The sequence below is a fragment of the Alkalibaculum sporogenes genome (assembly GCF_009362815.1).
Classification (GTDB): Bacteria; Bacillota; Clostridia; order Eubacteriales; family Alkalibacteraceae; genus Alkalibaculum_A; species Alkalibaculum_A sporogenes.
Genome location: NZ_WHNX01000077.1, coordinates 1 through 1,608 on the forward strand (window position 1 = coordinate 1; position 1,608 = coordinate 1,608).

At 32.7% G+C, this 1,608-nt stretch carries 1 protein-coding gene; it reads right to left on the reverse strand.

What is annotated here, in order from left to right:
* Window positions 1-300 precede the first annotated feature (300 nt).
* Window positions 301-1,515, reverse strand: a complete 1,215-nt coding sequence (locus GC105_RS16585) for an IS256 family transposase (RefSeq protein WP_152807050.1) — start codon at window positions 1,513-1,515, stop codon at window positions 301-303.
* Between the last annotated feature and the right edge of the window lie 93 nt (window positions 1,516-1,608).

Genomic DNA, 1,608 nt, shown 5'->3' on the forward strand with positions numbered 1-1,608 from the left:
GAGACTGTAAATAATTTTGTGTCCTAGAATAAAAAAATAACTTTCTATCAGGCTCATTAGATATGTAAAAATTCAAGAAAACATCTTTAAAATATGAACTATGTAATAGAAGTATTTCCATGATTTAAAATCATATTCAGGATTGATAAAAAAGGGTATAAAAAATAATCCTGCGGGCTCTGCCCACACCCGACCTCTGGAATAAATTTTAAATATGTGGCAATAATATCATTACCGACGGAATAAGTCCGGCGCTAAAAACAGCATTTTGTTTAAGGCGCCGATTCTTTTTCCTTATCTTTACTGGTACTGGAATAAAGTATCTCCATAAAGGATATTCAGTTGGTTTAATACCATATCCCAGTTTCTATATCTCTGGGTCCATTTTTTCATTACATTTATGGATGCCAGATATAACATTTTTTCAAGGGATGTATCATTAGGAAACACGCTTTTAGTTTTGGTGACCTTTCGATATTGTCGGTTAAGCCCTTCAATGATGTTGGTGGTATACATTATTTTACGGATTTCTTCTGAAAATCCAAAGAAAGGGCTTACTACATCCCAATTCATCTCCCAATTACTAATAGCATATGGGTATTTCTTTCCCCAGGTCTCTTTCATGTTTTCAAGTTCTGTTAAGGCTGCTTGCTCATTAGGTGCTCTATATACTGATTTAAAATCACTCGCAAATTTCTTAATATCTTTATAAGAGACATATTTAAATGAATTACGAAGCATATGAATAATACATCTTTGTACTCGTGCCTTTGGATATACTGCATTTATAGCCTCTTTAAATCCAGCTAAACCATCTACACAAAAGAATAGTGCCTCCTGTAAACCTCTGTTTTTAAGGTCATTTAAGATACCTAGCCAGAATTTAGATGATTCATTAGCTCCAATAGTGATGCTTAAGATATCTTTCATTCCATCCATAGTAATGCCCAAAACAATGTATGCTGCACGATTAAGGATTTTGCCATCCTCTCTTACTTTGTAATGGATTGCGTCCATAAAGATGAAAGGATAGATAGGTTCTAATGGTCTTGATTGCCACTCTTTCACTTCAGGAAGTATTTTATCAGTTATCTTACTAACCATATCAGCAGATAACTCTATTCCATAGATATCCTTTAACTGATCATGAATATCTCTTGTGGACATGCCTCTGGCATATAAAGAGATTACCTTTTCTTCAATCCCAGAAATATCCCTTTGATACTTTGGAATAATTTTAGGTTCAAACTCACCATTTCTATCTCTAGGAATATCAACTTCAAATTCTCCATACTGACTTTTTACTGATTTAGGACTATAGCCATTTCGCTTATTGTCTGTAGTCACCCCTCCTTTTTCATTTTTAGGATAACCTAAAGATACATCCATTTCTGCTTCTAACATTTCTTGTAACATATCTTTAAAACTCTCCTTGAAAAATGAATAAATGTCACCTACATTTTCGATACCATTTTCCTTAATAATTTCTCTTAATTGATTTTTTGTAATTCCCATATTAAAAAACTCCTTACTGGTTTGAATTCATATCTAAATTCTTGCCATTAAAGAGTTATTTTTTACCATAGACACAAAATTTATTACACTACC